Genomic DNA, 24,722 nt, shown 5'->3' with positions numbered 1-24,722 from the left:
GGAAAGTCCTTAGCGCGTGCCGCCGCTCTGCTTGAGAAAGTTAGCGAACAGCTCGTAGCCCTGCTCGGTCAGGATCGACTCGGGGTGAAATTGCACCCCTTCGATATTCAGTGTCTTGTGGCGCAGGCCCATGATCTCATCGACCGAACCGTCGTCCAGTTGGGTCCAGGCGGTCAGCTCCAGGCACTCGGGGAGGGTCTCACGCTTGACCACCAGCGAGTGGTAACGGGTGACCGTCACCGGCAGGTTCAGGCCGTGGAATACGCCCAGGTCTTTATGGAACACCGGGCTGGTTTTGCCGTGCATTACCTGGCGCGCGCGAACCACATCACCGCCAAAGGCCTGGCCAATGGACTGGTGGCCCAGGCACACGCCCAGGATCGGCAACTTGCCGGCGAAATATTTGATTGCTTCCAGGGACACACCGGCTTCGGTCGGCGTGCAAGGGCCTGGCGAAACCACGATGCGCTCCGGGTTAAGCGCGGCGATTTCGGCGACCGTCAGTTCATCATTGCGCACGACCTTGACCTCGGCACCGAGCTCGCCCAGGTACTGCACAACGTTGTAGGTAAAGGAGTCGTAGTTATCAATCATCAGCAACATGTGGGTTCAAACCTCTTGAATTCACTGATTTCGAATGACCGCCTTCCAGGAGTGACCCGCTGCCAGACGCACGTTCCGGTTGCCAGGGTGAGCCGGCAAGGGGCGTCAAACAACGGGTGAAGAAGGCAAATCGGTACAGGTCCGGCCAAGCCGGCAGAGAAAAATGTCAGGCGCGCCAACGCCAACGGGCGTGTGCCTTGACTACTCGCATCAAGAGTTTGCTGATGATCAACACGGGGAGGGTCTCGTTCATACGTTCAGGCACAGTAACGTAGCCTCGCCAGCGGTGCAATATGGAGCCGCGAATACGGGGTAATCACGACGAAATCTTTATAGGAAAAAACTGTTTTCTTCACGGAAAACCCTCACTACATTGCTAGTGTTTCGCTTCCGATACAAAAACAACTAAATGGAATTTTGCATGTTCAGACCTCCGTTTTTCGCACCGCTTGCCGGCTGCCTCTTGTCACTGGCCTGCGCGCAGGCGTTCGCAGCCTCCTCACCGTATTCAACCATGGTCGTTTTCGGCGACAGCCTGGCCGATGCCGGTCAGTTCCCCGATGGCTCGAATGGCGCCACGTTACGCTTTACCAACCGCACCGGGCCGACCTTCCAGGGCGATTACGGCCTGGTTTCGTCGACCTTGCTCGGCTCCCGACTGGGCGTCGCGCCAAACGACTTGAATGCCTCCACCTCGCCGGTTCGCGCGGCGCAAGGCTTGCCCGACGGCAACAACTGGGCAGTCGGCGGCTACCGTACCGACAACATCCTGGATTCCATTACCTCGGTCTCCAACGCGGCGATTCCGCCTGGCAACCCGGGTGGCGGTACGGTGCTTCGCAGTCGCCAGGGTTATCTCCCGGCAAACGGCGGGCGGGCCGACCCCAACGCGCTGTATTTCCTGTCCGGTGGCGGCAATGACTTCCTGCAAGGCCGCGTCCTCAGCCCAGGCCAGGCCGTTGCCGCCGGCGGGCGCCTGGCCGACAGCGCCCAAGCCCTGCAACAAGCCGGCGCGCGCTACATCATGGTGTGGATGCTGCCCGACCTGGGCCTGACTCCGGCCATCAACGGCACGCCGCTGCAGGCGTCGAGTTCGGCCCTGAGCAACCTCTTCAACCAATCACTGGTGCTGCGCCTGTCACAGATCGACGCGCAGATCATCCCGTTGAATATTCCGCTGCTGCTCAATGAAGCCTTCGCCAGCCCGGCCCGCTTTGGCCTGGCCACCGGACAAAACCTCACCGGCACCTGCTTCAGTGGCAACAGTTGCACCGCCAACCCGACCTACGGCATCGGCGGCACCAACCCGGACCCGACCAAGCTGATCTACAACGACTCGGTCCACCCCACCATCGCCGGGCAACGCTTGATCGCCGACTACGCCTATTCACTGCTTGCGGCGCCGTGGGAACTGACCTTGCTGCCAGAGATGGCCCAAGGCACGTTGCGCGCCCACCAGGACGAACTGCGCAACCAATGGCAGGCGGACAACGGCAACTGGCAAGCCGTGGGCCAATGGCGCGCCATCGTGGCCGGTGGCGGCCAGCGCCTGAACTTCGATGATCAAAACAGCTCGGCCAGCGGCGACGGCAGTGGCTACAACCTGAATGTCGGGGGCAGCTACCGGCTCGACGAAAACTGGCGCGTAGGCGTGGCAGCCGGCCTGTATCGGCAGACGCTTGAAGCCGGCGCCAGCGATTCGGACTACAAGCTCAACAGCTACATGGGCACCGCCTTCGCCCAATACCAGCAAAACCACTGGTGGGCCGATGCCGCGTTGACCGGCGGCAAACTGGACTTCGACAGCCTCAAGCGCAAGTTCGCCCTGGGCGTCAGCGAAGGCTCGGAAAAAGGCGACACCGACGGCTGGCTCTGGGCCCTCAGCGGCCGAGTGGGTTACGACATTGCCGGCGCCGGCAGCGACTGGCACCTGTCACCGTTCATCAGCGCCGACTATGCGCGGGTCGAGGTCGATGGCTATTCGGAAAAGGACAACCGCTCCACCGCACTGACCTTTGATGATCAACAACGCGACTCCAAGCGCCTGGGCGTCGGCTTGCAGGGCAGCTTCCGTGTCACGCCGCAAACCCAGGTGTTTGGCGAAGTAGCCCACGAGCATGAATTCGAAAACGATACCCAGAAGGTGAAGATGTCGCTCAACAGCGTGCCAGGGATCGATTTCAAGCTGGACGGCTACACGCCGCGCAGCAATTCGGATCGCTTAAGCCTCGGCGTCAGCCACAAACTGACTCAGGAGCTGGCGTTACGGGCGGCGTATAACGTGAGGAAGGATGACAATTTGACCCAACAAGGGGTGAATGTCGGAGTGAGCCTGGATTTCTAAACTGCTCGCAAGATCAGCGAAAAACCAATGTGGGAGCTGGCTTGCCTGCGATGCAGACACCTCGGTGATCAGATAGACCGAGGTGATGCTATCGCAGGCAAGCCAGCTCCCACAGTTGGATCTCTATCTGGTTTTAGTTTTGCGGAGTTTGCTCGGCCAACGCCACCGCACGGAACATCGCGCGGCGCTTGTTCAAAGTCTCTTCCCATTCCAGCGCCGGCACCGAGTCAGCCACAATTCCGCCACCGGCCTGCACGTGCAGTTCGCCATCCTTGATCACCGCCGTACGAATCGCAATCGCGGTGTCCATGTTGCCGTTCCAGGCGAAATACCCCACGGCGCCGCCGTACACACCACGCTTGACTGGCTCCAGTTCGTCGATGATTTCCATCGCGCGAATCTTCGGCGCGCCCGACAAGGTGCCCGCCGGCAGAATCGCGCGCAGCGCGTCCATGGCGGTTAAGCCTTCCTTCAGCTCGCCGGTCACGTTGGAGACAATGTGCATCACGTTGGAATAGCGCTCGATGACCATCTTCTCGGTGAGCTTCACCGAGCCGATTTCCGAGACGCGGCCGGTGTCATTGCGGCCCAGGTCGATGAGCATCAAGTGCTCGGCGATCTCCTTGTCGTCGCTCAGCAGGTCTTCTTCCAGCGCCAGGTCGGCCTCTTCGGTCGCGCCGCGTGGGCGTGTGCCGGCAATCGGGCGCACGGTGATCAGGTTGTCTTCGACGCGCACCAGCACTTCCGGCGAACTGCCCACCACGTGGAAGTCGCCGAAGTTGAAGAAGTACATGTACGGCGTCGGGTTGAAGCAACGTAGCGCGCGGTACAGGTCAATCGGTGCGGCCGTGAAGTCGATGGACATGCGTTGCGACGGCACCACCTGCATGCAGTCACCGGCGAGGATGTATTCCTTGATGGTATCCACCGCGCGCTCGTAGTCATCCTGGGTAAAGCTGGAGCGGAACACCGGGTCGGCAGCCGGTGGACGGCTGAGGTCCAGGCCACGGCGCGGAGTGATCGGCTGGCGCAGTTTTTCCAGCAGCGCTTCAAGGCTGGCCTGGCCTTGCTCGAAGGCGTCGGCCTGGGAAGGATCCGCCAGCACAATCGCGTGCATTTTGCCGGCGAGGTTGTCGAACACCACCACCGCGTCGGAGACCATCAGCAGAATGTCCGGCACGCCCAGCGGGTCCGGGTTCGGGCATTTGCCCAGGCGTTTTTCCACGTAGCGCACGCAGTCGTAGCCGAAGTAGCCCACCAGGCCGCCGTTGAAGCGCGGCAAGCCAGCGATGGTCGGCACGTTGTAGCGCGCCTTGAAGGCTTCGACGAAGGCGAGCGGGTCTTCAACGTCGTGGCTTTCGATCTCGACGCCATCGAGCGTGATGCTCACATGATGGTCGTGCACCCGCAGCACGGTGCGGCACGGCAGGCCGATGATCGAGTAACGCCCCCACTTCTCGCCGCCCTGTACCGATTCCAACAGGTAGGAGTTGGGCTCGTCGGCCAGTTTCAGGTAGATCGACAGCGGCGTATCGAAGTCGGCCAGGGTTTCGCAGGCCAACGGGATACGGTTATAGCCGGCAGCGGCCAAACGCAGGAATTCTTCGCGGATCATGAGGTGCCTCGTGGCTTGAGGGTCAAACGGTCAGGTGTGCAAACGTGCCGCAGCGCGGCCAGGATCAGTCAGGCGCGCCAACGCCAGCGGGCCAGGGCCTTGATGACTTTCATCCAGAGTTTGCGAGTGACCACCACGATGGCGTTTCCAGAAGGGGTTGGTTCGATGTCGGGCAACGTTATCTCAGCGCCCGCTCCCAAGCAACCGGGGATTAGCAGCCGCAGGTCATCAATCACCAGCGCCGGCGCTTCTTCGGCAATCGGTCGGCCATGGTTATAGCCATAACTGAGCGCCACACACTGTACGCCCGCGGCTTTGGCGGCCAGCACATCACTGCGCGAGTGACCGACAAACAACGACTGGGAGGCCGGGATATTGGCCATTTTCATCACGAAGAACAGCGCCGCCGGGTCGGGTTTCTTCTGCGGCAACGTATCGCCACCGATGATCCAGCGGAAGTAACGGCCAATCTTCATGTGATCCAGCAGCGGCGCGACAAAACGCTCCGGCTTGTTGGTGATCAGGGCCATTTCCACGCCCTGCTTGTGCAGCCACTTGAGCGTGTCGCGTACGCCGGGGTAAACCACGGTCAGCTCGTGGCCGTTTTCATAGGCCGCGTTGAACAATTCCAGGGCGTGTTCGGCCTCCACTTCATCGACACCTTCGGCATCGATGTTGTTGGCCAAGGCCCGGCGCACCAGCATCTGCGCGCCGTTGCCGACCCACATGCGTACCGACTCGATCCCTGCAGGCTTGCGCCCCAGCTTGAGCAGCATCTGGTCCACCGCCGTTGCCAGGTCCGGCACCGAATCGATCAACGTACCGTCCAGATCGAACATCACCAGCCGTGGCAGTTTGCCGGGGAACAGCTGCTCAAAGCCGCTCATGGACGCGCCAGCGCCAGCTCGGCACGCATCTTGTCGATGACGGCCTGGTAGTCCGGGGCATTGAAGATCGCCGAGCCGGCCACAAAGGTGTCGGCGCCGGCGGCGGCGATTTCACGGATATTGTTGACGTTGACCCCACCGTCGATTTCCAGGCGGATGTCACGGCCCGACGCATCGATCAGCGCACGGGCTTCACGCAGTTTGTTCAGGGTGCCGGGGATGAATTTCTGCCCGCCAAAGCCTGGGTTGACGCTCATCAGCAAGACCATGTCGACCTTGTCCATCACGTACTCAAGCACGCTCAGCGGAGTGGCCGGGTTGAACACCAGGCCTGCCTTGCAGCCGCCTTCGCGGATCAGTTGCAGGGTGCGATCGACGTGCAGCGTGGCTTCCGGGTGGAAGGTGATGTAGGTCGCGCCGGCCTCGATGAAGTCACCGACAATACGGTCCACCGGGCTGACCATCAGGTGCGCATCGATGGGCGCGGTGATGCCGTACTTGCGCAGCGCCGCGCAGACCATCGGGCCGATGGTCAGGTTGGGCACGTAGTGATTGTCCATGACATCGAAGTGCACGAAGTCGGCGCCGGCGGCCAACACCTTATCCACTTCTTCACCCAGGCGGGCGAAATCGGCGGAGAGAATCGATGGAGCGATAACGAAGGGCTGCATGACGCACCTTTTTTGAGCTAAATCACGATGGCGCGCATTGTATACCTCATGCTTTGCTGCGCGCACCGTGACCTAACTCAACGGTTAATACGCAGCCCGGTAGATTTTCTCGATATCCGCCGCGCTGAGCTTGCGCGGGTTGTTGCGCATCAGGCGTTCAATACCCGCCGCTTCCGTGGCCATGGCGGGGATCGCGTCCTCGGGCACCCCGAAGCTGCGCAGGCCTGCCGGGATCTCCACTGCGGCGCACAGTCGCGTCATCGCCTCGACGGCCTGGTCGGCGGCGTCGTTGACACTCAAGCCGCTGACATTCACGCCCATGGCCTGGGCAATGTCCTGCATGCGCTCCACACACGCCAGCTTGTTCCAGTGCATCACATAGGGCAGCAACAGCGCATTGCTCACGCCGTGGGCGATATTGAAACGCCCGCCCAGCGGGTACGCCAAGGCATGCACCGCGCCGACGCCGGCATTGCCGAACGCCATGCCGGCCATCAGGCTGGCGGTGGCCATGTCGTCGCGGGCCTGCAGATTGGCCGGGTTGGCGTAGGCTTTGGGCAGCGCGTTGGCGATCAGCTTGATCGCGCCAATCGCCAGGGCGTCGGTGATCGGCGAGGCATTCAGCGACAGGTAGGATTCGATGGCATGCACCAACGCATCCACGCCACTGGCGGCGGTGACACTGCGCGGGCACGTAAGGGTCATTTGCGGGCTGATCAGCGCGACGTCCGGCAGCAGGTAATCGCTGACGATGCCCTTTTTCAGCTGTGCAGCCTTGTCGGAGAGGATCGCCACATTGGTCACCTCCGAGCCGGTGCCGGCCGTGGTCGGGATCGCGATCAGCGGCGGGCCCTTGCGCGGCACTTGGTCGACGCCGAACAAATCCGCCAGCGCGCCGTGGTAACCGGCGTAGGCCGCGACGCTCTTGGCAATGTCGATGGCACTGCCGCCGCCCACGCCGATCAAGCCGTCATGCCCGCCTTCGCGGTACACGCGCATGCAGTCTTCGACGATGGCGATTTCCGGGTCGGGCAGCACGCGGTCGAAAATTTCATAGGTACGCTCGCCCAAGTGTTCAAGCGCCAGCGCCACGGTGCCGGATTTGACCAGCGCAGCGTCGGTGACAATCAGCGGGTTATCCACATCCAGGCGCGTGAGTTCAAAGGCCAGCTGTTCGATGGCGCCAGCGCCGGTCAGCAGTTTGTGGGCGATCTTGAATGAGGAAGTACTCATGTGCGCGGCCTCTTATTAATGATGGGCTGGCACAAGAGTAGCTGGGGATTTTCGGTTGTGAACTATTCACCCACTGAATGGCACGATCAATGTGGGAGCTGGTTTGCCTGCGATGCGGGGACTCGGTGTCACAGGCAAACCGAGGTGATGCTATCGCAGGCAAGCCAGCTCCCACAGTTGATCCGGTTCCGACCGTTACACTTGGGCGGTGCGCAGTTTCTCGCTGCGGCCGCGCAGCCATTCAAGCGTCAGCAACAACAGCACCGAAAAGGCAATCAGCAGCGTGGCCGCCGCCGCAATCGTCGGGCTGAGGTTTTCGCGGATGCCGCTGAACATCTGCCGAGGCAGGGTCGCTTGCTCGGGGCCGGCGAGAAACAGCGTCACCACCACTTCATCAAACGAGGTGGAAAAGGCAAACAGCGCCCCCGATATCACCCCCGGCGCGATCAGCGGCAAGGTCACCCGGCGGAACGCGGTCAGCGGCGAAGCGCCCAGGCTGGCTGCCGCCCGCACCAGGTTATGGTTGAAGCCCTGCAACGTCGCCGACACGGTGATGATCACAAACGGCACACCCAGCACCGCGTGCACCACGATCAACGAGAAGAAGCTGTTGCCCAGCCCCAACGGCGCAAAGAACAAGTAACTGGCCACACCGATAATCACCACCGGCACCACCATCGGCGAAATCACCAGGGCCATCACCAGCGCCTTGCCGGGGAAGTTGCCGCGCGTCAGGCCAATCGCCGCCAGGGTGCCGAAAACCATGGCCAACACCGTGGCGGCCGGGGCGACGATGATGCTGTTCTTCAGCGCGCGCATCCATTCGGCCGAGGCGAAGAAATCCTGATACCAGTGCAGCGAGAAGCCTTGCAGCGGGTACACCAGGAAACTGCCGCTGTTGAACGACAGCGGGATAATCACCAGTACCGGCAAAATCAAAAACAGCAGGATCAAGCCGCACAGGATCCGCAAACTGTAGAACCACACCCGCTCCACCGGTGACATATAAGGGCTCAGCATCGCAAGGTCTCCTCAGCTCAGGCGCAGGCGACTGGCGCCCACCAACCGGTTATAGATCAGGTACAGCACCACAGTCGCCAGCAGCAGCAAGCCGCCCAAGGCCGTGGCCATGCCCCAGTTGATGCTGGTGTTGGTGTAGAACGCGACGAAGTAGCTGACCATCTGGTCGTTCGGGCTGCCGAGCAGCGCCGGGGTGATGTAGTAACCAATCGCCAGGATGAACACCAGCAGGCAACCGGCGCCCACCCCGGCGTAGGTCTGCGGGAAGTACACGCGCCAGAAGCTGGCGAACGGGTGGCAGCCCAGGGAAATCGCCGCGCGCATGTAGGTGGGCGAGATACCTTTCATCACGCTGTAGATCGGCAGAATCATGAACGGCAACAGGATGTGCACCATCGAGATGTAGACCCCGGTGCGGTTGAACACCAACTCCAGAGGCTGATCGATCAGGCCCATGCCCATCAGTGCGCTGTTGATCAGGCCGCCGGACTGCAGCAACACGATCCACGCCGCCACCCGCACCAGAATCGAGGTCCAGAACGGCAGCAGCACCAGGATCATCAGCAGGTTGCTTTTGCGGGCCGGCAGATTGGCCAGCAGGTAAGCCAATGGATACGCCAGCAGCAGGCAGACGAAGGTGATCACCAGGCCCATCCAGAACGTGCGGGCAAAGATGTCCAGGTAGATCGCCTGATCAGGCGTGGCCGGGGCCACTTCGCCGAGGTCGTCGATGCGGTGATCGACCGCCGCCAGCAGGTAGTAAAGCGTGAGGCTGCTGGTGTTGCGCCGGATCGCCTGCCAGTACGCCGGATCGCCCCAGCGTTCGTCGAGGCTTTCCAGCGCTTCTTTATAAGAGCCGGGCGCTTCGGTAAACGGCAGCGCCCGCGCGGTTTTGGTCAGCAGGCTACGGTAGCCGGCCAGTTCCATGTTCAAGCGTTTGGACAGATCGCCCAAGGTCTGGTTTTTGCGCGCTTCGCCCAGGTCTTCGCTGAGCGCCTGGTAGACCGGCTCACCTGGCAGGCCACGACCGTCCCAGGTCTTGACCGCCACCACGGTACGCGGCAAACCGCCCACCACTTCCGGGTTGCCGACGCTTTTGTAAAGCAGCGCAACAATCGGCACCAGAAACACCAGCAGCAAAAACAGCACCAGCGGCGCAATCAGGGCCTGGGCCTTCCAGCGGTTAAGCCGCTCGGCACGCGCCAGGCGCTGCTTGAGGGTGGGGCTGTTGACCTCGTTGGAGGGAACGGCGATGGCCATGGCTGACTCCGGAATACTGAAAAATGACCACAAACCTATGTGGCCTGGGCCTACGCTGTGGCGAGCGGGCTTGCCCCGCGTTGGGCTGCAGAGCAGCCCCAAACCAACCGCCGCGTTCTGGCTGAACGAACTCGGTGAATTCAATGGGGCCGCTGCGCGGCCCAACGCGGGACAAGCCCGCTCGCCACAGGGAACAGGCTCGACTGAAGGCCGTTACTTGGCCGCCCACGAATTGAAGCGCTGCTCGAGCTGCTCGCCGTTATCCGCCCAGAAGCTCACGTCGATCTGCACCTGGTTAGCGATGTTTTCCGGCGTGGTCGGCATGTCCTTCAGCACGTCCTTGGCCAGCAGCGGCACGGCCTGGGTGTTGGCCGGGCCATAGGCAATGTTTTCCGAGTAGGTCTTCTGCTGCTGCGGCTGTACCGAGAAGGCGATGAACTTCTTCGCCGCTTCGGCGCGGTCCTTGGCCAGGCCCTTGGGAATGGCCCAGGCATCGAAGTCGTAGATGCCGCCGTTCCACACCACTTTCAGGTTGCTTTCTTTTTGCACGGCAGCAATGCGGCCGTTGTAGGCCGAGCTCATCACCACGTCACCCGAGGCGAGGTACTGCGGCGGCTGTGCGCCGGCTTCCCACCACTGGATCGACGGCTTGAGCTCGTCGAGCTTTTTGAACGCGCGGTCCTGGCCGTCTTTACCGGCCAGCACTTTGTACACGTCTTTGGGCGCCACGCCGTCTGCCATCAAGGCGAATTCCAGGGTGTACTTGGCGCCCTTGCGCAGGCCGCGTTTGCCTGGGAATTTCTTGGTGTCCCAGAAATCCGCCCAACTGGTCGGTGCGGTGGCCAGTTTGTCGGCGTTGTAGGCCAGCACCGTGGACCACACAAAGAAGCCCACACCGCACGGCTGGATCGCGCCCTTCACGTAGTCGGCGCCATTGCCGAACAGTTTCGGGTCAAGCGGCTCGAACATGTCTTCGTCGCAGCCACGGGACAGTTCCGGCGATTCCACTTCCACCAGGTCCCAGGACACGCTCTTGGTGTCGACCATGGCCTTGACCTTGGCCATTTCACCGTTGTACTCACCGGCGACGATCTTGCCGTTGCCCGCGCTTTCCCACGGTGCGTAAAAGGCTTTGACCTGGGCCGCCTTGTTCGCGCCACCAAAGGACACGACTGTCAGGTCCGGGCCTGCCATGGCCTGTGTCGCGCCCATCAAGCCGATGACCAGGGCGGAATATTTAAGGGATCTCAACATTGTTGTTCTCTCCACGTGCAGGGTTGGTGAAGCCATGGGGCGATTAATTCGCCTCTAGAAGTGGGTCGAGTGCGCGAACGTGCTCGACTTGCCAGCCAATCGGTACCACGTCGCCGACCGCCAGGGCTGGGTCCAGCTCGGCAATCGGTTGTTTCACAAAAAAGTCGGTCTTGCCGCAGACTTCCAGGCGCACGCGCACGTGGTCGCCCAGGTAGATAAATTCCGCCACGCGCCCGGAGAAGCGGTTCACGCAGGACTCGCTGGAGCCATTGAGGCTGACGCGCTCCGGGCGTACCGATAACGTCACCGGACCGCCGAGCTGGCCGACATTCACCGCCAGCGCCTCGACCTTTTCACCGCGCGCCAGCTCCACCACGCAACGCTCGCCTGTGTGGCTGTGCAGGCGGCCATTGAGGCGATTGTTCTCGCCAATGAAGTTGGCCACGAAGGTGTTTTTCGGTTCTTCGTACAAGGTGCGCGGCGCGGCAATCTGCTGGATCTCGCCCTGGTGAAACACCGCCACGCGGTCGGACATGGTCAGCGCTTCGCCCTGGTCGTGGGTCACGTACACCACGGTGACGCCCAGGCGCTGGTGCAGGTGCTTGATCTCCATCTGCATGTGTTCGCGCAGTTGCTTGTCGAGGGCGCCGAGGGGTTCGTCCATCAGCACCAGCTGGGGTTCGAACACCAGCGCTCGCGCCAAGGCCACGCGCTGTTGCTGGCCACCGGAGAGTTGCGCCGGGTAACGCTGGGCGAAGGCATCGAGCTGAACCATGCTCAGCACGCGCTTGACCCGCTCGCTGACGTCAGTCTTGCTCAGGCCACGCACCGACAGCGGGAACGCCAGGTTCTCGGCGACGGTCATGTGCGGGAACAACGCGTAGTTCTGGAACACCATGCCGATGTCGCGTTTGTGCGGCGGCACGTGGTTGATGGCGCGCCCGGCCAGCAGGATTTCCCCGGCGGTGGGCGTCTCGAAACCGGCGAGCATCATCAGGCTGGTGGTCTTGCCCGAACCGGACGGCCCGAGCAGGGTGAGGAACTCGCCCTTGCGAATCTCCAGGTTGAGGTCTTTGACGATCAGGTTCTCGCCGTCGTAGCTCTTCTGCACGCCACGAAAGCTGACCAGCACATCATTTGAATCCACCTCGCTCATACCCACACCTTTTTGTTTTGGACGGCTGTGGCACAAGCGTAGTCCAGGCGCGAGGCCCCGGAAATCGGGGGCCAGGAGAGATTTGCATCAGCAGGATGGAAGGTTCGGGGTAGGGATTGCCCTACACGGATGGCGGGCACAGAACAGTGCAGCGGCAATCATCAGCGTCTGCCGGCAAAGCCCGTGTCGTAAACAGACACGCGCCTCTGTTGGAGCCGGTTTGCCGGGCTTACAGAAGTTTGTGCTCCATGGCGTATTTCACCAGCTCGGCCAGCGAGGTGATATTGAGCTTTTGCATCAAACGCGCCTTGTGCGTGCTGATGGTCTTGCTGCTCAGCGCCAGTTGCTGGGCGATGTCATTGACGTTGGCGCCCTGGGCCAGGCGCTCGAACACCGAGAACTCACGCTCCGACAGCAGCGAATGCAGCGGCCGCGCGTCGGTAAGGCCGACCTCAAAGACCATGCGGTCGGCCAGGTCCGGGTCGATGTAACGCCCGCCCGCCGCGACCTTGCGAATCGCCGTCAGCAGCAGCGCCGGGTCGCTGTCCTTGGTGGCGTACCCGGCCGCGCCGACCTTCAAGGCGCGGGCGGCCATCTGTGCTTCATCGTGCATCGACAGCACCAGAATCGCCGGCGGATTGTGCAACGCGCGGATGCGCGCGATCGCTTCCAGGCCATTCACGCCGGGCATCGAGATATCCAGCAACACCACCTCGCACGCGACATGGCGCAAGGTCTCCAGCAATTGCTCGCCGTTGCTGGCCTCGCCGACCACCAGCAGGTCTTTGGCCAGGCCGATCAATTGCTTGATGCCTTCACGGACAATGGTGTGGTCTTCGGCTACCAATACGCGAATCACAGGGGCTTCCTCTTGTGGTTATGCATCCAACGGCACCGTGACGCTCAAGGTGGTGCCCTCCCCCGGTTCGCTGTGCAGGCTCAGTTGCCCGCCCATCATCAATACGCGCTCGCGCATGCCGACGACGCCAAAGGACACCGGGCGGCCCTGGGTTTCGACGAACCCGACGCCGTCATCGCTGATGGTCAGCCGCAGGTCGGCGCCCTCCACGCTCAAGGTCAGCTCGACAGTATGCGCCTGGGCATGGCGCATCACATTGGTCAGCGCCTCCTGCAGGATGCGGAACAGGCCGATGGCCTTTGCATCGCTCAGGGCCGGCAGGTTTTCCGGGACTTGTACCAGGCAGGGGATGTGGGTGCGGGCCTCGAAGCGCCGGGCTTGCCATTCGATGGCCGAGGCGATGCCGGCGTCAAGAATCGGCGGGCGCAGCGCGGTCGCCACATCGCGCACGAGCTGAAACAGCTGGGCGATCAGGCGCTTCATGCTGTTCAAGCGCTCGTTCAGGCCTGGGTCCAGTTGGGCATAGGCCAGCTCGCACATCGAGGTTTCCAGCTTGAGTACCGTGAGCATCTGCCCGAGTTCGTCGTGCACCTCACGGGCGATGCGCGCCTTTTCTTCTTCGCGCACGGTTTCCAGGTGGGCCGACAGCTCGCGCAGTTGTGTTTCGCTTTGCAGCAGGGCGGCCACATAGCGGCGGCGCTCGGTGACGTCATTCAGGTAGACCACCAGGTATTCGGCATCGGCAAAGCGCAGGAAACTCAGCGACACGTCGGCCGGCAGGATGCTGCCGTCGGCGCGCACGCAATTGGCCGCGAAGGTTTGCGGGCCTTCTTCGCTGGCACGCGCGCGCTTCCACACATTGAGCCAGCGGTCCATGTTCAGGGTCGGGTCGAGATCGATCAGCGGTCGCTCGATCAGCGCGCCCGGCCCATAGCCCAACATGGTTTCGGCGGCGCGGTTGGCGTAACGCACGTGGCTGTCCCAATTGACCCACAGGATGCCAACGGTGCTTTGATCGATGGAGAACTGCGTCAGCCGCAAGGCTTCGGCGCCGGCAGCGCGTGCGGCACTCTCTTCACGGGCAGCCAGCAAGTTGTGTTCGAGCACGCGCTGGTGACGGCGTTGACAGAACACCACTGCGAGGCTGGCGAGCAAAAACATCGCCAACAGCAGGCTGAGGTTTTGCCACAGGCCCGGCGATTGCGTCAGCTGCGGGTATTTAGGTTGCAGCCAGCGGCTGTGCAATTGGTCGAGGTCGCGGGCCGGTATCGCGCGCAACGCGCTTTGCATGATGCCGGCCAGTTCCGGCCATTCGCGGCGGGTGGCCACGCGCAGCAATTGCGGCAGGCCGATATCGCCGACCACCGTCAGCCCGGCAAACTCGGCCTCACCGGACAAACGGCTCAATTGCGCCTCATCCACCACGGCATAACGCGCCTGCTGGCTCACCAGTAATTGCAGGGCCTGGCGCTCCATGGGCACGCCTTGCAGGTTGAGGTTGGGATAGTTGCTGCGCAGGTAATCAGCCAGCGTGCTGGGCATGCGTACGGCAACGCGGGAACGCTCGTCGAGTTTTTCCAGCTCCACCGCGCCGCCGCCTTCGCGGATGCCGACGATATGCTGGGGCACGCGCATATAAGGGTCGCTGAATAACCACAGGCGCAAGCCGGCCGGTGTTTGCTGAAGGCCAGGGGCGATATCCACCTCGCCGTCGCGCACCGCAGCGTCCAATTGCTCCTGGCTGGGGAAGTTGCGCCAGGTCAGCTCGATGTTCAGCGCCTTGGCCAGCCACTGCATCAACTCGACATTGGCCCCGGACAAACGCTGCAGGCGCCGATCGTATTGCGCGTAAGGCGCCTGCAATACCAGGCCCACGCGCAGCTCCGGATGCTGGGCCAGCCACTCACGCTGCTGCGCATTGAGCGGCGCCTGCGGTATGGCAGACGCGGGCGCAGCGTTCGCCATCAAGGCCAAGCACAAACCGCCGATAACCAGCAGACAGCGAAAACCCATGATCCACGTCTCACATCACTGACAAATACTGACCAACCCATTAGGCTGCTGGAATCACTTCTGGCCGGGAATTAACGATGCCCTTTATCCACCGTTCGGCACTGCCAGCATTGTGCCTGTCGCTGCTATTTACCAGCGCCTTTTCTGTTCAGGCCGCCGACGCGCCTGCACCCGCCGCCGAAAAACCGGTTGAACGCCAACCCCTGCCCGAGCGCAGCCAGGAAGAAGCCAGCGCCCTGGAACGTCAAGTGCCGCAACAGGAACAGCAACAATTGCAGGCCGGCAGCGATTCATTCCTGGCCCTGTGGAAGCCGGCCAACAGCGCCGAGCCCGAAGGCGTGGTGATTATCGTGCCGGGCGCCGGGGAAAGCGCTGACTGGCCGCAAGCAATCGCACCGTTGCGGCGCAAATTACCCGACGCCAACTGGGGCACGCTGAGCCTGTCACTGCCGGACGTGAACGTCGACACCTTGCCGCCGCGCGTCCTGGAATCGCCCAAGGCCGCCGTCGATACCAGCAGCAAAGACGGCAGCACCGCGGCCAAACCCATCGAACAAGCCGCCAGCGCCGAAGCCGAAGGCACTGATCCTGCGGTAGTGCCGGGCGCCGATGAACAAGACAAGACCGACGCCAAACGCATTTTCGACCGTATCGATGCCGCCGTTGCCTTTGCCCAGACCCAGAGCGCGCGCAGCGTGGTGCTGCTTGGCCATGGCACGGGCGCCTGGTGGGCGGCGCGTTACCTGAGCGAGAAACAACCGGCCCAGGTGCAAAAGTTGGTGATGGTGGCAGGCAAGACGCCGGCGGCCAGGCAGCCAGACCTGCAACAACTGGCCCCGGCGCTGAAGGTGCCGACGGCGGATGTTTTCTATCAGGACGACGCCCAGGCGCGCAAAAACGCACTGGCACGCGTCCAGGCCGCCAAGCGCGGGAAGAATGACGGCTATAAACAGGTGTCACTCAAGACCTTGCCCGGCAACAGTTCGGCTGAGCAGGAGCAGTTGTATCGGCGGATCCGCGGGTGGTTGAGCCCGCAGACTGCGGCTGAGTAACCTTGATCTGATAACCCAATCAACTGTGGGAGTTGGCAACTCAGGATTTGTGCTGGCTAGCGAAAATCCCGGCGCTCGCGAATCAACGCATAGGCGTTATGCAGCTCACGGGTTCGCTCGGTCGCTTCGCGCACCTGTGCGGCGCTGGCGCCAGTGCCGGCAATCTTGTCCGGGTGGTGGCGACTGAGCAGGCGACGATAGGCGCGTTTGATCACACTCGGCTCGCTGGTGGAGGTGACCCCCAGAATCCGCATCGCATCCTGATAGGCACCCGCGCGATTGGCCAACGGCTTGCGCTCCTGCACGTAATCGGCAGCCAGCGCCTGCAACTGTTGCGGCGTCCAGCCGAGCCATTTGCCCCACAGGTCGATCAAGTCGCGCTCGGCGTTATCCGCCTTGCCGTCCGCCCAGGCCATGCGCCAACAGGCGCGCAGTAAACCCTCTGCGGCATGGGGCTGGGCCTTGAGCACGCGCAGGTAATTGCGCACCCGGTCGGAACCGGACTTGCCCCGATTGAACGCGCTGATCGCCCGGCGCTGGGCCGACTCGGTCATGTCCAGCGCACGCATCTCCTGGCGCGCCTGCTGGATATGCCCATCCACCACGCGGCCATTGCTCTTGGCCAGGCGCCCCAACAGCACGAACAGCAGTTCGTCATTGCGCAACGCCGGGCGCCCGCCCAGCCGCTCGCGCAGTTGCGCCCAACTTTGCAGCTGAAGGCGGCGATCCAGCGCCTGCCCCAGCAATGCCCCCAACAAGGCCCCCGGAATACTGGCAATGGCAAAGCCAGCCCCGGCACCGATCAGTGTCCCTGGCCACAACATCTTATTGCCCCGCAGTCAGCAAGGTTTCAACCTGCGCCAGACGCTCCAGCGTGCCGACATCAATCCAACGTCCCGTCATGTGTTCCCCCGTTACCAGACCGTTGGCCATGGCCGCCCGCAGCAGCGGCGCCAGCTTGAAGGCACCGGCACTGCAACCCGCGAACAATTGAGGGTCGAGCACTGAAATGCCACTGAAGGTCAGGTTATCGGCACCGGGCGCCGCATCATGAAGCAACCCTTGATCCAGGTAGAAATCGCCGCCGGTGGGGTGATGCGCCGGGTTATCCACCATCACCAGATGCGCCAGGCCCTGTAGTGGCCGGCGCAATTGGGTGAAGTCGTAGTCGGTCCAGATATCGCCATTGACCACCAGGAAGGGCTCGTCCCCCAGCAACGGCAATGCCTGGAAAATCCCGCCGCCGGTTTCCAGCGGCTCGCCTTCGGCCGAATACTGGATGCGCAGGCCAAACTGCGCACCATCGCCCAAGTAGCTTTCGATCTGCTGGCCGAGCCACGCATGGTTGATCACGATTTCGCTGAAGCCGGCCTTGGCCAGCGCCTCAAGGTGATACTCGATCAGCCGCTTGCCGCCCGCCTGCACCAGGGGTTTGGGCGTGTGCAAGGTCAGTGGGCGCATGCGCTCACCCTTGCCGGCCGCCAGGATCATGGCTTTCATACGCTCGCCTCGACAGGTTGGCGCAGGCTGGCGAGCAGTTCGCCCAACTCGCCCAGCTCAGGACGGTCTGCCAGCACCGCTTCTATATAAGCAAAGAAGCGCGGTACGTCCGCCAGGTAGCGTGGCTTGCCGTCGCGATGGCAGATACGCGCGAAAATACCGATCACCTTGAGGTGACGCTGCACGCCCATCAAGTCACTGGCACGCTGGAATTCTTCGAAATCGGCCTGCACGGGAATGCCCAGTTGCCCGGCACGTTCCCAATAGCCCCGTTGCCACGCGCGTACGCGCGCTTTCGGCCAGCTGAGGAAGGCATCCTTGAACAGGCACGTGATGTCGTAGGTGACCGGGCCGTAGACGGCGTCCTGGAAATCCAGCACACCGGGGTTCGGTTCGCTGATCATCAGGTTGCGCGGCATATAGTCGCGGTGCACCAGCACTTTAGGCTGGGCCAGGGCGCTGTCGATCAAATGATCGCTGACGCGCTGCCACAAGGCCTGTTGCTGGGTATCCAACTCGATACCCAAGTGCCGGCGAACGTACCATTCCGGAAACAGTTCCAGCTCTCGGCGCAACAAGGCGACGTCATAGCTGGGCAGCGGCGCGTCCATCGGCAATTGCTGAAAAGCCAGCAACGCGTCGATGGCATCGGTGAACAATTGATCGGCGTTTTGCTCGTCAATCACGTCCAGATAGGTTTTTTTGCCCAGGTCATTGAGCAAAAGAAAGCCGCGCGGCAAATCTTCTGCATAAATTTTTGGCACATTTATTCCTGATTTCGCCAGCAAATCAGCGATATCGACGAAAGGTTTGCAGTTTTCCTGGGGGGGTGGCGCGTCCATAACGACGAAACTTTGCCCACCGCCTTCCCACCGGAAGTAACGCCTGAAACTCGCGTCGCTGCTGGCCGCGGTCAATGTGGCCGGGGGTACGGCGCCCCAGTCCTGAGCGTTGAAAAGGATCGGCAACTGCTCATCCAGCCAGACTTTCAGCTGTTGTAAACGTAGATCTTGCTCGGGCATTACAAGGGTCTCCGACGGCGCTAGCCGTCAAGCGGGTCATGCTTTATTATCACGCATCTTTTTCAGACCATCGAGAGGCGTGCGGCCCACACCGCGGGCAGATGGCACGCAGGAAGCCCGGACTAATAAGATGGCATTGAAATCCCCCGCGTTTCGTAGAAAATTTCCGTTGCTGGTAACCGGCAGTCTGCTGGCCATGCAACCTTTCGCCACCTCATTCGTGGTCGCCGCGGAACAGTATGACTGCTCAGTCTCTGCTTCGGGTGCCTGGGATTGCGCGCCAAAAACCGCCGCAGCCCCGTTGCCACCACGCCCGGTGCATGACGGCGCAGCCGTCAGCTCGGCCGGCAGCACGGCGCAAGCCAATGCTGGCGGCAGCGCCGAGGCCGAACCGAAGACCGCTCTGGTCACCGAAGCCAAGGGCCGTGGCCTGCGTTCGCGCAGCGCCGACTACAGCCACCTGGACTGGGTGCCTCGCGAGAAGCTGACCGCAGCCCAACTGGCTGAAACCGGTCCTTATTGCTCCGGTGCGTACATCGAACCGGTTCGTCCTGGCATGAACGACAAGACGAACAAGAGCGATGCGCCGACCTTCATCGGCGCCAAGGCCTCGCGTTACGAGCAGGAACAACAGGTCGCGACCCTGGCCGGTGACGTTGTCATGCGTCAGGGCAGCATGCAGCTGGAGGCTCAGGAAGCCAGCCTGTATCAGGCCGAGAACCGTGGCGAGCTGAACGGCGACGTGCGTCTGCGCGACAACGGCGCCCTGATCGTGGGTGACCATGCCCAGGTCCAGCTCGACACCGGCGCCGCCCAGATCGACAACGCCGAATACGTGCTGCACAAGTCGCGTATCCGCGGTAACGCGCTGTACGCCAAGCGTGCCGAGAACGCGATCATCCGTCTCAAGGACGGCACGTACACCACCTGCGAGCCGGACAGCAACGCCTGGCAGCTCAAAGGCAACAACATCACGTTGAACCCGGCCACCGGTTTCGGTACGGCGACCAACGCGACGTTGCGGGTCAAGAACATTCCGATCCTGTACACCCCGTATATCTACTTCCCGATCGACGACCGTCGTCAATCCGGCTTCCTGCCGCCAAGCTTCAGCACCGGCAGCGAAACCGGCTTTACTCTGGTTACGCCGTACTACTTCAACCTGGCACCGAACTACGATGCCACGTTGTATCCGCAGTACATGACCAAGCGCGGCATGATGGTGGAAGGCGAATTCCGCTACCTCACCAAGTCCAGCGAAGGTCAGTTCGGCGGCGCGTACCTGAATGACGACAGCGACGAGCGTAAAGGTCAGAGCGACTACGAAAAAGACCGTTACATGGTCAACTGGCAGCACAAGGGCGGTCTGGATTCACGTATAGCGACGCAGGTCGACTACACCAACATCAGCGACCCTTACTTCTTCCAGGATCTGAAGACCTACCAAGAAGGTGTTCAGCCGCGAGACTACGTCAACCAGCAGGGTTCCGTGGCTTATCGTGGCGACGATTTCCAGGCGCGCCTGAACCTTCAGGCCTACCAGCTGGCGACGATCTCTCAGATCACCCCGTATAACCGGTTGCCGCAGATCACCTTCAACGGGTCTCTGCCGTACCACCCGGCCGGGCTGAACTTTACCTACGAGACTGAAGCTGTTCGATTCGAACGCAGCCTCGATAGCGGAAACTTTACCGACGAGAACGGCTTCGTCTCGCCACGTCTGGATACCTACGTCACCGGCCTGACCCGTGCAAACGGTACTCGTCTGAACGTTGCGCCGGCTGTTGAATACCCGATGAATTGGACCTACGGTTTTGTTACGCCGAAGCTCAAGTACGTCTACACCAAGTACGATCTTGACTTGGACAGCACGGGTAAGAACCAGATCGTCGCTCAACAGGCGGCAGCTACTGCAGCTGACCCTTATGCGGGTGGAGAATTCAAAAGCTCCCAAGACCGTGCAATTCCAATCGCCAGTATTGATAGCGGTCTGTACTTCGACCGCAACACCAACTGGTTCGGTAAAGACTATCGCCAGACCCTGGAACCGCGAGCCTTCTATCTCTATGTGCCAAACAAGGACCAGAGCGATATTCCGGTATTCGATTCCAGCGAGTACTCGTTCAGCTACGCCTCGCTGTTCCGCGACAACCGCTTCAGCGGTACCGACCGGATTGGCGACGAGAACAAGCTGTCGCTGGGCGTAACCAGCCGCTGGATCGAAGAAAACGGCTTCGAACGTCAACGTGTTGCGATTGGGCAAGCGGTGTACTTCAAGGATCGTGAAGTCCAACTGCCGGGTATCCTGGCAAGCCAGCGCGCAGATGCACAATCCAATGTTTCGCCAATTGCACTGGACTACGAGTTCCGCTTCAACCGCGATTGGCGCGCCACCGCCGACTATAACTGGGATACCGAAAGCCACAGTCCTCGTTCCGGCAGCGCAATGTTCCATTACCAGCCGGAAGACAACCCTAACAAGGTTATCAACGTTGGTTACCGCTATCGTAACGACCAGGTGGTTTATAACCAGTTGACTGGCAAATACCAGTTCGGTGGCGACTACGGCACCGAAGGTTCACCAAACTTCGTGAAGGATTACTACAAAATCCAGCAACACGATTTCTCGATGATGTGGCCGATCATTCCTCAGTGGAACCTGATCACCCGCTGGCAGTATGACTATGCACGCAACCGTACCCTGGAAGCATTCGGTGGTTTCGAGTACGACAACTGCTGCTGGAAACTGCGCGTCATCAACCGTTACTGGGTTTCCAACGACGAATACAGCCAGATCGCCCCGCTGAACGAAAAGGGTGACCACGGGCTCTTCTTCCAGATCGTCCTTAAAGGACTCGGCGGCCTGACCGGCGCCAAGGTAGAGAGCTTCCTCGACAAAGGCATTGAAGGTTATCGTGAACGTGAAGACCAAGCTTTCTGATTGTCTGCGCCCGCTAGTACTGGGCGCACTGTTCCTGGGGACCGCTTCGGTACACGCTGCGGTCCAACCGCTGGACAAGGTTGTGGCCATCGTCGATAACGACGTGATCATGCAGAGCCAACTCGACCAACGGGTCAAGGAAGTTCAGCAAACCATCGCCAAGCGTGGCGGCGGCGTACCGCCTACCAGCGTGCTGGACCCGCAGGTTCTGGAGCGCCTGATTGTCGAAAACCTGCAACTGCAGATCGGCGATCGTTCCGGCATCCGTATTTCGGACGAAGAGCTGAACCAGGCGGTCGGTACTATCGCTCAACGCAACAACATGAGCGTTGACCAGTTCCGTGCGGCGCTGGCTCACGACGGTTTGTCCTATGAGGACGCCCGTGACCAGATCCGCCGTGAAATGATCATCAGCCGTGTGCGTCAGCGCCGTGTGGCCGAGCGGGTGCAGGTGTCCGAGCAGGAAGTGAAAAACTTCCTGGCATCGGACTTGGGCAAGATGCAGCTCTCCGAAGAACTGCACCTGGCCAACATCCTGATCCCGACGCCAGACAGCGCCAACGCCGAACAGCTCAATGCTGCAGCCGCAAAAACCCAGGCTGTTTATGACCGCTTGAAAGCCGGCGCTGACTTTGCCCAGACGGCGATTGCCGTGTCCGGCAGTGACAACGCTCTGGACGGTGGTGACATGGGCTGGCGTAAAGCTGCTCAACTGCCACCTCCGTTCGACCGTGAGCTGAGCGCGATGAACGTGGGTGACATTACCCAGCCAGCACGTACGCCAGGCGGCTTTATCATCCTCAAGTTGCTCGGCAAGCGCGGCGGCGAGACCTCGCTGAAAGACGAAGTGCATGTTCGTCACATCCTGGTCAAACCAAGCGAGATCCGCACCGAAGCGCAAACCAAGGAACTGGCCCAGAAGATCTATGACCGCATCGAAGGCGGTGAAGACTTCGCCACATTGGCCAAGAGCTTCTCGGAAGACCCGGGTTCGGCCCTCAACGGTGGCGACCTGAACTGGATCGACCCGAAAGCGCTGGTGCCTGAGTTCCAGGACGTGATGGCCAAGACCCCGCAAGGCGTTCTGTCCAAGCCGTTCAAGACCCAATATGGCTGGCATGTACTGGAAGTCCTTGGCCGTCGCGCCACTGACAACACCACGCAGGCCCGCGAGCAGCAAGCACTGACCGTGTTGCGTAACCGCAAATACGATGAAGAGCTGCAAACCTGGTTGCGTCAGATCCGTGACGAAGCCTACGTGGAAAACAAGCTGCCAGGCGCCGAGCAAACAGGCACCGACCAGGCAGCACAGTGAAACCCCAGCGTTTCGCGGTAACACCCGGCGAGCCGGCCGGCATTGGTCCTGACCTGTGCCTGCTGCTCGCCTCGCACCCTCAGCCACACCCCCTGATAGCCATTACCAGCCGCGACCTGCTCCTTGAGCGGGCCGCGCAGCTGGGTGTGGCTGTCAATCTGCTGGACGTGTCGCCGGGCAACTGGCCCGACCTACCGGCACCTGCGGGCAGCCTGTACGTTTGGGACACGCCGCTTGCAGCCAAGGTGGTTGCCGGGCAACTGAACAAGGCCAATGCGGCCTTTGTACTGGAAACCCTGACGCGCGCCGGTCAAGGCTGCATCGACGGCGACTTCGCCGGCATGATCACCGCGCCGGTACACAAAGGCGTGATCAACGAATCCGGTATCGCCTTTTCCGGCCACACCGAATTCCTCGCCGAGCTGACCCATACCGCTCAAGTGGTGATGATGCTGGCCACACGCGGCCTGCGCGTTGCACTGGTGACGACGCATTTGCCGTTGCGTGATATCGCCGACGCGATCACCGCCGAGCGCCTGGAGCGCGTCACGCGCATCCTGCACGCCGACCTGCAACAGAAATTCGGCATTGCCCAACCGCGCATCCTGGTCTGTGGGCTCAACCCGCACGCCGGTGAAGGCGGCCATTTGGGCCATGAAGAAATCGACATCATCGAACCGACATTAGAGCGTCTGCGCCAAGAAGGCATGGACCTGCGTGGCCCGCTGCCTGCAGACACTCTGTTTACCCCCAAGTATCTGGAGCACTGCGACGCAGTGCTGGCGATGTACCATGACCAGGGGCTGCCCGTGCTGAAATACAAAGGCTTCGGCGCCGCAGTCAACGTGACACTGGGCCTGCCGATCATCCGTACCTCCGTCGACCATGGCACTGCCCTGGACCTGGCGGGCAGCGGCAAGATCGATACCGGCAGCCTGCACGTGGCCCTGGAAACCGCCTATCAGATGGCCGAGACCCGTATATGACTGAGCATTATCAACACCGGGCGCGCAAGCGCTTCGGGCAAAACTTCCTGCACGACGCTGGCGTAATCGACCGCATCCTGCGCTCCATCCACGCCAAGCCGGAGGACCGCCTGCTGGAAATCGGCCCGGGCCAGGGCGCCTTGACCCAAGGCCTGTTGGCCAGTGGCGGGCAACTGGACGTGGTGGAGCTGGACAAGGACTTGATCCCGATCCTCAACCAGCAGTTTGCTGACAAACCCAATTTCAATCTGCACCAGGGCGACGCGCTGAAGTTCGACTTCAACAGCCTTAACGCCGCGCCCAACAGCCTGCGGGTAGTGGGCAACCTGCCGTACAACATCTCCACGCCGCTGATTTTTCACCTGCTGAACAACGCAGGGATCATCCGCGACATGCACTTCATGCTGCAAAAAGAAGTGGTTGAGCGTTTGGCGGCCGGCCCTGGCGGTGGTGATTGGGGCCGTCTGTCGATCATGGTTCAGTACCATTGCCGCGTTGAGCACCTGTTCAATGTCGGCCCTGGCGCGTTCAACCCGCCGCCGAAGGTCGACTCGGCCATTGTGCGCCTGGTGCCTCACGCCGTGCTGCCGCACCCGGCCAAGGATCACAAACTGCTGGAGCGCGTGGTACGCGAGGCGTTCAACCAACGCCGCAAAACCCTGCGCAACACGCTCAAGGCACTGCTCAGCAACGCCGAAATCGAAGCCGCCGGCGTCGATGGCAGCCTGCGCCCCGAGCAACTGGACCTGGCCGCGTTTGTGCGCCTGGCTGATCAGCTTGCGATCCAGCCCGCGCCGACCGTGGAATAAGCTGTAATTCGATACAAATGTGGGAGCGGGCTTGCCCGCGATGGCGGTGCATCAGTTACACATTCAGTGACTGACACTGCGCATTCGCGGGCAAGCCCGCTCCCACATTTGCTCAGCGTTATACCGATAACGCTTGCCGGCTGCCCGACACATGTCTGGCCTAGTGCCCTCCTCATGGCCTA

At 61.6% G+C, this 24,722-nt stretch carries 20 protein-coding genes; 6 read left to right on the top strand and 14 right to left on the bottom strand.

Annotation, left to right across the window (positions count from 1 at the left end; all coding sequences use genetic code 11):
- Positions 1-9: 9 nt before the first annotated feature.
- On the bottom strand, positions 10-603 hold the full coding sequence (locus tag ACP7B3_RS12365; protein ID WP_145157424.1) for an aminodeoxychorismate/anthranilate synthase component II: 594 nt from the start codon (positions 601-603) through the stop codon (positions 10-12).
- Positions 604-1,024: 421 nt separating this feature from the next.
- Here ACP7B3_RS12365 and estP point away from each other — a divergent pair, with 421 nt between their 5' ends.
- A complete protein-coding gene (gene estP, locus ACP7B3_RS12360) occupies positions 1,025-2,947 on the top strand; it encodes an esterase EstP (RefSeq protein ID WP_426178916.1) in 1,923 nt (640 codons plus the stop codon).
- Between the two features lie 133 nt (positions 2,948-3,080).
- On the opposite strand, the gene trpE is transcribed toward estP, so the two are convergent.
- The 10 genes from trpE to ACP7B3_RS12310 all read right to left on the bottom strand — a co-directional run bounded on the left by trpE (position 3,081) and on the right by ACP7B3_RS12310 (position 14,915).
- On the bottom strand, positions 3,081-4,562 hold the full coding sequence (gene trpE / locus ACP7B3_RS12355) for an anthranilate synthase component I (protein WP_426178914.1): 1,482 nt from the start codon (positions 4,560-4,562) through the stop codon (positions 3,081-3,083).
- A 68-nt stretch (positions 4,563-4,630) separates the two neighbouring features.
- A complete protein-coding gene (locus tag ACP7B3_RS12350; protein WP_426178912.1) occupies positions 4,631-5,449 on the bottom strand; it encodes a phosphoglycolate phosphatase in 819 nt (272 codons plus the stop codon).
- A complete protein-coding gene (gene rpe / locus ACP7B3_RS12345; RefSeq protein WP_003194703.1) occupies positions 5,446-6,120 on the bottom strand; it encodes a ribulose-phosphate 3-epimerase in 675 nt (224 codons plus the stop codon). The genes ACP7B3_RS12350 and rpe overlap by 4 nt, the downstream gene beginning before the upstream one ends.
- A gap of 84 nt (positions 6,121-6,204) precedes the next feature.
- On the bottom strand, positions 6,205-7,353 hold the full coding sequence (locus ACP7B3_RS12340; protein ID WP_242201934.1) for an iron-containing alcohol dehydrogenase: 1,149 nt from the start codon (positions 7,351-7,353) through the stop codon (positions 6,205-6,207).
- A gap of 195 nt (positions 7,354-7,548) precedes the next feature.
- The gene (locus tag ACP7B3_RS12335) at positions 7,549-8,373 is read right to left on the bottom strand and encodes an ABC transporter permease (RefSeq protein WP_028618151.1); all 825 of its coding nucleotides are present in this window, start codon (positions 8,371-8,373) and stop codon (positions 7,549-7,551) included.
- A 12-nt stretch (positions 8,374-8,385) separates the two neighbouring features.
- Entirely contained in the window at positions 8,386-9,633 is a 1,248-nt protein-coding gene (locus ACP7B3_RS12330) for an ABC transporter permease (RefSeq protein ID WP_426178909.1), read from the bottom strand.
- 213 nt (positions 9,634-9,846) lie between these two features.
- Positions 9,847-10,887, bottom strand: a complete 1,041-nt coding sequence (locus tag ACP7B3_RS12325) for an ABC transporter substrate-binding protein (protein WP_145157438.1) — start codon at positions 10,885-10,887, stop codon at positions 9,847-9,849.
- A gap of 43 nt (positions 10,888-10,930) precedes the next feature.
- Complete coding sequence (locus ACP7B3_RS12320; protein ID WP_145157440.1) at positions 10,931-12,043, bottom strand: ABC transporter ATP-binding protein; 1,113 nt, start codon at positions 12,041-12,043, stop codon at positions 10,931-10,933.
- A gap of 229 nt (positions 12,044-12,272) precedes the next feature.
- Positions 12,273-12,902 (bottom strand): response regulator, encoded by a 630-nt coding sequence (locus ACP7B3_RS12315; protein WP_106575511.1) that lies wholly within the window; start codon positions 12,900-12,902, stop codon positions 12,273-12,275.
- Positions 12,903-12,920: 18 nt separating this feature from the next.
- Positions 12,921-14,915, bottom strand: coding sequence for an ATP-binding protein (locus ACP7B3_RS12310; RefSeq protein ID WP_426178906.1), 1,995 nt, complete (start codon positions 14,913-14,915; stop codon positions 12,921-12,923).
- A 77-nt stretch (positions 14,916-14,992) separates the two neighbouring features.
- On the opposite strand from ACP7B3_RS12310, the gene ACP7B3_RS12305 reads away from it, so the two are divergent.
- On the top strand, positions 14,993-15,967 hold the full coding sequence (locus tag ACP7B3_RS12305) for an alpha/beta hydrolase family protein (RefSeq protein ID WP_426178904.1): 975 nt from the start codon (positions 14,993-14,995) through the stop codon (positions 15,965-15,967).
- Positions 15,968-16,023: 56 nt separating this feature from the next.
- On the opposite strand, the gene ACP7B3_RS12300 is transcribed toward ACP7B3_RS12305, so the two are convergent.
- Genes ACP7B3_RS12300 through ACP7B3_RS12290 form a run of 3 tightly spaced genes read right to left on the bottom strand, consistent with a single transcriptional unit; the run spans position 16,024 to position 18,489 of the window.
- On the bottom strand, positions 16,024-16,791 hold the full coding sequence (locus tag ACP7B3_RS12300; protein ID WP_145157446.1) for a TerB family tellurite resistance protein: 768 nt from the start codon (positions 16,789-16,791) through the stop codon (positions 16,024-16,026).
- Between the two features lies 1 nt (position 16,792).
- A complete protein-coding gene (gene murU, locus ACP7B3_RS12295) occupies positions 16,793-17,467 on the bottom strand; it encodes an N-acetylmuramate alpha-1-phosphate uridylyltransferase MurU (protein ID WP_369302034.1) in 675 nt (224 codons plus the stop codon).
- Complete coding sequence (locus ACP7B3_RS12290) at positions 17,464-18,489, bottom strand: aminoglycoside phosphotransferase family protein (protein WP_404485423.1); 1,026 nt, start codon at positions 18,487-18,489, stop codon at positions 17,464-17,466. Before ACP7B3_RS12290 ends, murU begins: the two co-directional genes overlap by 4 nt.
- 130 nt (positions 18,490-18,619) lie before the next feature.
- Here ACP7B3_RS12290 and ACP7B3_RS12285 point away from each other — a divergent pair, with 130 nt between their 5' ends.
- The 4 genes from ACP7B3_RS12285 to rsmA are packed head-to-tail and all read left to right on the top strand — an operon-like array spanning position 18,620 to position 24,540.
- Positions 18,620-21,430, top strand: coding sequence for an LPS-assembly protein LptD (locus tag ACP7B3_RS12285; protein ID WP_145157452.1), 2,811 nt, complete (start codon positions 18,620-18,622; stop codon positions 21,428-21,430).
- Positions 21,405-22,745, top strand: a complete 1,341-nt coding sequence (locus tag ACP7B3_RS12280; protein ID WP_145157454.1) for a peptidylprolyl isomerase — start codon at positions 21,405-21,407, stop codon at positions 22,743-22,745. The genes ACP7B3_RS12285 and ACP7B3_RS12280 overlap by 26 nt, the downstream gene beginning before the upstream one ends.
- Entirely contained in the window at positions 22,742-23,731 is a 990-nt protein-coding gene (gene pdxA / locus ACP7B3_RS12275) for a 4-hydroxythreonine-4-phosphate dehydrogenase PdxA (protein ID WP_404485429.1), read from the top strand. Before ACP7B3_RS12280 ends, pdxA begins: the two co-directional genes overlap by 4 nt.
- Positions 23,728-24,540, top strand: coding sequence for a 16S rRNA (adenine(1518)-N(6)/adenine(1519)-N(6))-dimethyltransferase RsmA (rsmA, locus tag ACP7B3_RS12270; protein WP_145157458.1), 813 nt, complete (start codon positions 23,728-23,730; stop codon positions 24,538-24,540). The genes pdxA and rsmA overlap by 4 nt, the downstream gene beginning before the upstream one ends.
- Positions 24,541-24,722: the final 182 nt, after the last annotated feature.

The sequence above is a fragment of the Pseudomonas sp. TWRC1-2 genome, assembly GCF_049896685.1.
GTDB lineage: Bacteria > Pseudomonadota > Gammaproteobacteria > Pseudomonadales > Pseudomonadaceae > Aquipseudomonas.
Note: the sequence above shows the minus strand (reverse complement) of the source record. Positions and strands in the feature narration are given on the sequence as shown.

Bases quoted from the DNA above. Each gene is read 5' to 3' on its own strand.
- trpE (WP_426178914.1), bottom strand. From the start codon at position 4,562: ATGATCCGCGAAGAATTCCTGCGTTTGGCCGCTGCCGGCTATAACCGT.
- ACP7B3_RS12365 (WP_145157424.1), bottom strand. From the start codon at position 603: ATGTTGCTGATGATTGATAACTACGACTCCTTTACCTACAACGTTGTG.
- ACP7B3_RS12285 (WP_145157452.1), top strand. From the start codon at position 18,620: ATGGCATTGAAATCCCCCGCGTTTCGTAGAAAATTTCCGTTGCTGGTA.
- murU (WP_369302034.1), bottom strand. From the start codon at position 17,467: ATGAAAGCCATGATCCTGGCGGCCGGCAAGGGTGAGCGCATGCGCCCA.
- ACP7B3_RS12305 (WP_426178904.1), top strand. From the start codon at position 14,993: ATGCCCTTTATCCACCGTTCGGCACTGCCAGCATTGTGCCTGTCGCTG.
- ACP7B3_RS12330 (WP_426178909.1), bottom strand. From the start codon at position 9,633: ATGGCCATCGCCGTTCCCTCCAACGAGGTCAACAGCCCCACCCTCAAG.
- rpe (WP_003194703.1), bottom strand. From the start codon at position 6,120: ATGCAGCCCTTCGTTATCGCTCCATCGATTCTCTCCGCCGATTTCGCC.
- ACP7B3_RS12320 (WP_145157440.1), bottom strand. From the start codon at position 12,043: ATGAGCGAGGTGGATTCAAATGATGTGCTGGTCAGCTTTCGTGGCGTG.
- ACP7B3_RS12325 (WP_145157438.1), bottom strand. From the start codon at position 10,887: ATGTTGAGATCCCTTAAATATTCCGCCCTGGTCATCGGCTTGATGGGC.
- ACP7B3_RS12350 (WP_426178912.1), bottom strand. From the start codon at position 5,449: ATGAGCGGCTTTGAGCAGCTGTTCCCCGGCAAACTGCCACGGCTGGTG.
- ACP7B3_RS12300 (WP_145157446.1), bottom strand. From the start codon at position 16,791: ATGTTGTGGCCAGGGACACTGATCGGTGCCGGGGCTGGCTTTGCCATT.
- ACP7B3_RS12340 (WP_242201934.1), bottom strand. From the start codon at position 7,353: ATGAGTACTTCCTCATTCAAGATCGCCCACAAACTGCTGACCGGCGCT.
- ACP7B3_RS12335 (WP_028618151.1), bottom strand. From the start codon at position 8,373: ATGCTGAGCCCTTATATGTCACCGGTGGAGCGGGTGTGGTTCTACAGT.
- ACP7B3_RS12290 (WP_404485423.1), bottom strand. From the start codon at position 18,489: ATGCCCGAGCAAGATCTACGTTTACAACAGCTGAAAGTCTGGCTGGAT.
- rsmA (WP_145157458.1), top strand. From the start codon at position 23,728: ATGACTGAGCATTATCAACACCGGGCGCGCAAGCGCTTCGGGCAAAAC.
- ACP7B3_RS12310 (WP_426178906.1), bottom strand. From the start codon at position 14,915: ATGGGTTTTCGCTGTCTGCTGGTTATCGGCGGTTTGTGCTTGGCCTTG.
- estP (WP_426178916.1), top strand. From the start codon at position 1,025: ATGTTCAGACCTCCGTTTTTCGCACCGCTTGCCGGCTGCCTCTTGTCA.